Below are 6977 nucleotides of genomic sequence, written 5' to 3'. Positions count from 1 at the left end.
GCGCTTATTTAGAAGCTCCACCACCCCTAAAACTCCAATCTTGAACGCGTTCAAGATTGGAGTCTTGATGGGCCGGTCGGTGGAGAACCGACCGGCCTTAGCCGTCACGCGGCGTCTTTGGGACCCCAGGGGATGACGGCCTGCAGGGACAGATCGTCCTGGTTCGCGGCCTTGCCGAGGTTGGCGTTGAAGCCGTGGTCGCGGATGGTCAGCGTGTAGTAGTCAGCGCCGGTCTCCTTGTTCTGCTTCTTCCAGATGCCGCCGCACTCGACCAACTTGCCGCGCGGGGAGCGGCCGAGGACGCGGTGCGTGGGGGCCATCGGGTTCGAGCTCGCGACGGGTTCGACCGTGATGTCGAGGTCGAAGGTCAGGGTCGAGATGGAGCCGACGCCCTTGGCGGTTTCGATGTCGGCGCTGGTGAATTTGATGCAGTTCGTGGTCATTGCTCTTCTCCTTGTTTGCGTTGCAATGATGGTCACCTTGCAGCTGGCCAAGGCCCGGCCACACCGAAGGCGGAGCGCAGCGGAGAGGGGCAGGCGCCGGTCTTTTTGGTCCGCGCGGAATGACCCGCAGGGTCAGGGGAAAAAGATCGGCGACAACCTTTGTGGACGGGACGACAGCTGCGACCAGCATGTCATGCAACTCAGACAAAGGGAGAAGTGCGGTGGCCATGAAGGAAAGTAGGGGAACAGACGAGAGAGATGCCGCAAGGAGTAGGGATTGTCTTCTCGTCCATCCAAACTTCAAGACTCTTCGAAGACCAAAGCCGTCAGATCACAAATCGATGGCAACGGCAGAGCATTCGCCCATCCTTCCGTGGCATCACAGGGGCGTTTGCGTTCGCATTCGGAGATGCAGGCGTCCAGATACCATCGAGTTGCCAGACACTCATCCGCTCTGGTGCCCGACTAATGGCCAGACCTGGCTCTGAGATTCTTCGCGTGTCGCTGTTATCCTCAGACCAATGGAAGTGTCCTGAGCCAGAGATAAAAACGAGGTCATAGCGCGCTCAACAACTCGATTGCATGTGCCAGTGGTAACGCTCGAATGTCCTTCGCGACGGGGACCTCATGCTCACCGGCATAGACCAGGAGCTTTCGGTTGGCTCCAATGTCCTCGGCCCCTGTGTGAAATCCTCTCGAAACCTTTGGTGCAGTCGTCCGTTTGATCTCAACAGCCCAGATGTCGCCGCTTGGCAAACGCAAAACCAAGTCGAGTTCAGCACCGGCCGAAGTGCGATAGAAGAAAGGTTCGGTGCCTAAAGGGGCGGCAGCAAGAAGCGCCTCGATACAGAACCCCTCCCAACTGCCACCGACGACCGGGTGCCCGAGCAAGCCTTCTGTCGTGCCGATGCCCAACAGCGCATGCACGATGCCGCTGTCTCTCACATAGACCTTTGGCGATTTCACCAGACGCTTGCCGACATTCTCGTGCCAGGGCTGCAGGCGTCTCACCAGCATGAGATCGACGAGCAGATCGAGGTAGCGCCCAACGGTCTGGCCGGACACGCCCAATCCCTCGGCAAGGGCCGCGGCGTTCAGAAGGCCGCCCTGGACATGCGCAAGCATCGTCCAGAACCGCCGCAAGGTCGCTGCCGGAATCCGAGGTCCGAGGGCAGGGATGTCTCGCTCCAGATAGGTGCGCAGGAAATCCAGACGCCAGTCCATACTTGCCCGATCGCTCGCGGCCTGAAAGCTGTCGGGAAAGCCGCCGCGCAGCCAGAGCAAGTTCAACTGATCGGCCCCCACCTCGTCAGGCTGCAAGGGGGGCATTTCAACATATCGAACACGACCGGCGAGGGATTCCGCCGTTTGGTGCAAGAGGATATTGGAAGCCGATCCCAATAGCAGGAACTGTCCCGTCCGAAACCCGGCCCGCCGACGCTGATCGATCTGGCCGCGCAAGGTTCTGAAGAGGTCAGGCATCTGCTGCACCTCGTCGAGGATGACGAGTTTGCCCGCCTGTTCGTCCAGATAGAGATCTGGTTCAGTCAGGATTTGCCTGTCCGCCTCACGCTCAAGGTCGAGATAGACAGATGGGCGCTCTGATGCGATGTCGAGTGCAAGTGTTGTCTTTCCGACCTGTCGGGGGCCGAGAAGGACCACAGCCGCTTGGCTCTCCAAGGAAGACTGAACGAATTGTTGGGTCTTGCGTTTGTACATACCTTGCAATTACTCCACGATACGGAAGATTTGCAAGGTTAATCTTACCTACGGCCATAGCTAGTTGCTCAAGCCGAAGTATCTTACTGCCCCAGCAAAACAGCCGTGGCCAAGGAGCATCGACGCAAAATGAGTGCATTCAAATCTGTATCCAAGGGCCTCGAAGAGGCTCTGGCCTTCGCGAATGGCGATTTGGCCGACGCCAAAGTGCATGAAGTGTCCGTGGCGGAGGTCGATGTCGCCGAAGTCCGGCAACGGACGGGCCTATCCCAGGCCGAGTTCGCCAAGAGCATTGGCGTCGCGAAAGGTACGCTCCTGAACTGGGAACACGGGCGCCGGCACCCGACAGGCCCAGCACAGGTTCTGCTGGCATTGATCGCCAAGAAGCCTTCCGTCGTACAGGACCTCTTGCGCGGGGCGTGAACCGGGGCCTAAGCCCCGATCCTCTTGATGCGGATTCCGAGCTTGCGGGCCTTGTCGACGATGTTCTCGGTGATGCCCGAACCGGGCGTGGCAATCAGACCCTGTGGCATGGTTTCGAGCATCTTGTCGTTGCGCTTGAAGGGGGCGGCCTTGCCGTGGCTCTTCCAGTCGGGCTTGAAGACCACTTGGGTAACGCCACGGGTATCTGCCCAGCGGGCCGCGATCATCTCGGCACCTTTGGGCGTACCGCCGTGCAGCAGCACCATGTCGGGATATTTCGTATGGGTGGCATCGAGGACGGACCAGATCAGATCGTAGGCGTGATAATCCCCGCCCGAGAAAGCGATCCGCGTGCCTTCGGGGCAGTGCACCTCGGTCTCTTTGCGGCGCTTGGCCGAGAGATAGGCCCGGCTGTCCACCACGGCGGAAGTCAGGCCGCGATGCGAGACCTTGGAACCGGTGCGGGGCAGCCAAGGAGACCCGGTGGCGGCCGAGAAGTGGTCCACGGCCAGATCGCGCATCTGTTCGAAGGCGTCGCGATGGTCCCAGAGCTTAAGCCCGATCAACTGGAGGCGTTCCAGTTCAACCGAAGCGACCTCGGAACCGTCCTGGATGGCCAAACTTTCCCGGACCTCGAATTCGTTATCGTCGAGAAGCTTCTGGATATGGGCAAGCCGGCGATGGAAGATCGAGGTGAGGGACCAGAGCATCTCTTCGAGATTGTCTTCCAACTGGCTGCCGGTGAGGAGGCCGATAGTGGTGTCGAAAAGTGTCGCCATGGCGAGCTCGACCTCGTCAGGCTGGGGCAGGGGGCGATGATCGGTCTCGCCGGGTCCTGGTGTTGCGCCATGAAGTGCGAGGTGGTCGAGGATGGCGGAGGTTACGCCGGTTTCCTCGGGGATGTCTGTCTGATGGGGCATTGTCTGGTTCCTCTGATTGATCTGACCCGATTTGGATGGGGCGATAACAGGACCGGCGGCGACCGGGCCGCATCCGTCAGGATCGGAGCGCAGCGGAGAATGCGCCCAGGGCCGGAAAATTGCTCCCGCGAGGAATGAGCCGAAGGCTCAGGGGAATTTTCTGGTGCGGGGCGCATTGCTGTCCGGGCGAGGAGCACTCTGCTCCGACCCGCCGGTCCATCGCTCCTCTTTTCCAAACGGGTTCAGATCGAACCCGCGGAACCTTTGCCCTGTCGGACGTCACTTATGGGGCTGGCGCTCACCCGTCCTCGATCTCCAGACCTTGTACTTTCATGGCCTCAAGCAACGACCGGCGCAGCGCATCTTTGCCAAATGCCCGCAGATCGTCGTTGAAATCGCCCATGTTTGGCACGAGACCACCACAGGCAATACCAAGCGATTCCAGTTGGTTACGCAGTCTCAGTGATGCGGTTCGTCCCGCTTCGTCATTGTCCCGCGCGATCCAGATACGCTTGATCCCCGGCGGCGGGATGAAGAGGCCGAGATGGGTGGCAGTGAGACAGGAGGCGAGGTCAAACTCGGAGAGAGCCGTGCCGACCGAGAGGGTGTTCTCGAGACCTTCACCGACGATGAGATCGCTGCGCGCCTTGCCGGACCAGAAGCGGATGGCATGGCCGTGCAGCTGTCCGAGGATCCGCTTCGGGCTCTCGATCTCGGCCAAACCGCCGGTGGACGGGTCGAGATAGAAGCGTGCGCAGCCGGTGATCTGGCCCCGATTGTCGGTGATCTTCGCGAGCAGGGCAGGGGCCCTTTGCGGCGGATCGGCGTCGTCCTCGCCCTGCCGCAGGAAAACCCGCGGGTGATAACGCAGCGCCGGACCCAGCCGTGTGATCCCGCGCCCCTGCAGATAGGTGGCAGCCAAGGTGCCGAGAACCGGCTTGCCAGCGGCAAAGAGCTTCCGCGCCCGCGCAATGCGTTTGCTAGAGGCAGCATCGGGGCACTCAGCCCTTTGGGTGTCACAAGGTAAGGAAGGGCAGGGGGCCTCGCCGAGAAAGGACCGGGCCTCCCTCAGCGTTTCCTTGAGCGTGACCGAACCAAGCCGTTCATGCATCAGGTCAATCAGATCGCCATACTCACCGGTCGCGAAATCGGTCCAAGATCCGGCTTTGCGCCCACCCTGAGCTTGCAGCCGGATGGCGAGGCTCTGACCCTTTGCGCCCGAAGTGTCGCCAACCTGCCAATAGTTGCCCTGCTTGGACCCCTCGGGGAAATATTGGCGGCAGAAACTCTCGGCGCGGTCTGCAAGATCAGCCGAGAGGTCTGCGATGCTGCGCCGCGCGCTCATGCGGCTGCATCCGCTGCGCTTGCGCCAACCGGATGCGCGGCAAGGACCCGCGCCAGCACCTCGGTGCAATCCACCGGGATGAACACCCGCGTCTTCCACTGGATCACCTCGGTGAAACAGCCCAAGGCCTTCAATGCGGGCAGTGCCGCGCCCGACGCTCCGATCAGCTCGAGCCTCGGCTGTCCCATGACCAGAGAGCGACGCAACTGGTAGCCCCCAAGCAGGCTGAGGGTCGTCTTCGCGTCCATGACCGCGCCGAACACCTCCTGCGGCGTCATCTCAATCTGGCAGTCGAGACCAAGGCGCGCATAGACATTGAGAAGCTGTTCCTGGCTGACCAAGCGGCCGATGGCGCGCTCCCCGTCCTCGGTCTGCAGACGATAGATCCGCATGTTGTCGGCGGGCAGCCGGTCCCAGATCGGCAGGAGGAGGCCGCAGATCAGCGTGATCTTCGATGTAGTGAACTCCGGCACCGCGTCGACCTCGGCCTGCCAGAGCTGCTCGAACATCGCATCATCGATCTCTTCCCAGTGCGACTTCGAGAACTCGGTCAGCGCGAGGATTTCGGTCGCCATGGGCCGCAGGAGCTTCACCCGCAAGATCGGCACGCCATCCTCGTCCATGAAGGCCGGCGCTTTCACCATCAGGGCCGCGCGTTTGGAGGTCTTGTTCCAGCACAGCGTCGCGCCTCTTGTGTCGGCGCAGATGGCTTTGACGCGGGGCAGAGTGAGCGGATCGTTGCGATCGATACGCTCCACGGTCAGCGCAGTTGCCGTCGCGCCCGTCGCCTCATGCTCGAAGATGACCTTGCGATCAACGATCTCAAACTTCTCGGCGCGCAGGGTCTCTAGCCCGACATCGAGGGTGCCTGCCTGACGCGCGTCCTCAATTATCGCCGAAAGAAACCCGCCGAAGGCCTCGAAGATCGCGTCCTGCATGTCGATGCGGAGCGCGAGGCAGCGGTTCAGGAACTGCTGGATCGGCGGCAGGGTTTCCTTCATCGTGCCATCCGCCTCATCGAGCGTCAGCCCGGCCATCTCCTGGAACCTGGAGTAGGAGCAGGCGTCGATCTTGCCCGCGCGCAGCTTGTAGAAGAACTGCCGCAACGCCGCTCGTGCATAAGGGCTCTCGAGGTTGTCCTCGGCGCGGAACATGTTCTGCCCACCCGTCTCGCGTTGCCCCTTGGTGATGGCCCCGAGCGTATCGAGGCGGCGGGCGATGGTGGAGAGGAACCGCTTCTCACCCTTCACGTCTGTGGCAACGGGGCGAAAGAGCGGCGGCTGCGCTTGGTTCGTGCGGTTGGTACGCCCCAGCCCCTGGATCGCATTGTCGGCTTTCCAGCCAGGCTCAAGCAAGTAATGCACCCGGAGGCGCTGGTTCTTTGCACCAAGATCGGCGTGGTAGCTGCGCCCCGTGCCACCGGCGTCAGAAAAGATCAGGATGCGCTTGGCGTCATCCATGAAGGCCTGGGTTTCGCCGAGGTTGGAGGAGGCGGCTCGGTTCTCGACCTTGAGCCGCCCTTCACGCGTCCTCGCGATGCGCCGCTTGCGCCCCGTGACCTCGGCCACCGCATCGCCCCCGAAATGCCACAGGATCTGATCGAGCGCGCCCTGCACCGGGGCAAGGGCACCGAGATGCTCGACAAGCTCATCCCGCCGCCGCTCCGCCTCACGGCAGATAATCGGATTGCCATCACCATCGAGGGCGGGACGCGAGCGTAGGTCGCCGTTCTCGTCGGAGTAGGGCTCGAAGAGCTGCGTCGGGAAGCTGTGCATGAGGTAGTCCATGATGTTCTCGCGCGGCGTAAAATCGACCTGCAGGTCGTCCCACTCCGAGGGCGGGATCTCTTCGAGGCGCCGTTCCATCACCGCCTCGCTGGTCGAGACCACCTGAATCACGGCCGAATGCCCCGCGGCCAGGTCCGCTTCGATCGCATGGATGAGCGAAGGGCATTTCATGGCGGTGATGAGATGATTGAAGAAACGCTGCTTGTTGCTCTCGAAGGCCGAGCGCGCAGCGGATTTCGCCTGGGGGTTCAGCGTACCGGTCTCGGAGGAAATACCCGAGGCCTGAAGGGCGGCCTCCAAGTTGGTGTGGATGATCTGTAATCGCGAGGACGCGATAATG

5 protein-coding genes and 1 pseudogene are annotated in these 6977 nt (G+C 61.7%); 1 reads left to right on the top strand and 5 read right to left on the bottom strand.

The window, feature by feature from the left end; translation table 11 throughout:
- Positions 1-104 precede the first annotated feature (104 nt).
- Both PAF12_RS18310 and PAF12_RS18305 read right to left on the bottom strand, forming a co-directional pair.
- Positions 105-443, bottom strand: a complete 339-nt coding sequence (locus PAF12_RS18310; RefSeq protein WP_008335659.1) for a DUF736 family protein — start codon at positions 441-443, stop codon at positions 105-107.
- Positions 444-998: 555 nt separating this feature from the next.
- Positions 999-2162, bottom strand: a complete 1164-nt coding sequence (locus PAF12_RS18305; protein WP_008335662.1) for an ATP-binding protein — start codon at positions 2160-2162, stop codon at positions 999-1001.
- A gap of 129 nt (positions 2163-2291) precedes the next feature.
- Here PAF12_RS18305 and PAF12_RS18300 point away from each other — a divergent pair, with 129 nt between their 5' ends.
- Positions 2292-2585, top strand: a complete 294-nt coding sequence (locus PAF12_RS18300) for a DNA-binding transcriptional regulator (protein ID WP_008335665.1) — start codon at positions 2292-2294, stop codon at positions 2583-2585.
- An 8-nt stretch (positions 2586-2593) separates the two neighbouring features.
- Here PAF12_RS18300 and PAF12_RS18295 read toward each other — a convergent pair whose 3' ends face one another.
- From PAF12_RS18295 to PAF12_RS18285, 3 genes and pseudogenes are all read right to left on the bottom strand, one after another.
- Complete coding sequence (locus PAF12_RS18295) at positions 2594-3505, bottom strand: DUF2493 domain-containing protein (RefSeq protein ID WP_008335666.1); 912 nt, start codon at positions 3503-3505, stop codon at positions 2594-2596.
- A 298-nt stretch (positions 3506-3803) separates the two neighbouring features.
- Positions 3804-4850 (bottom strand): toprim domain-containing protein, encoded by a 1047-nt coding sequence (locus PAF12_RS18290; protein ID WP_008335668.1) that lies wholly within the window; start codon positions 4848-4850, stop codon positions 3804-3806.
- Positions 4847-6955, bottom strand: a pseudogene (locus PAF12_RS18285) (strawberry notch C-terminal domain-containing protein); the annotation flags it as partial. The pseudogene PAF12_RS18285 and the gene PAF12_RS18290, both read right to left, overlap by 4 nt.
- Positions 6956-6977: the final 22 nt, after the last annotated feature.

The organism is Paracoccus sp. SCSIO 75233 (genome assembly GCF_027912675.1).
Taxonomy (GTDB): Bacteria; Pseudomonadota; Alphaproteobacteria; order Rhodobacterales; family Rhodobacteraceae; genus Paracoccus.
This window is presented reverse-complemented; position numbering and strand designations above follow the sequence as displayed.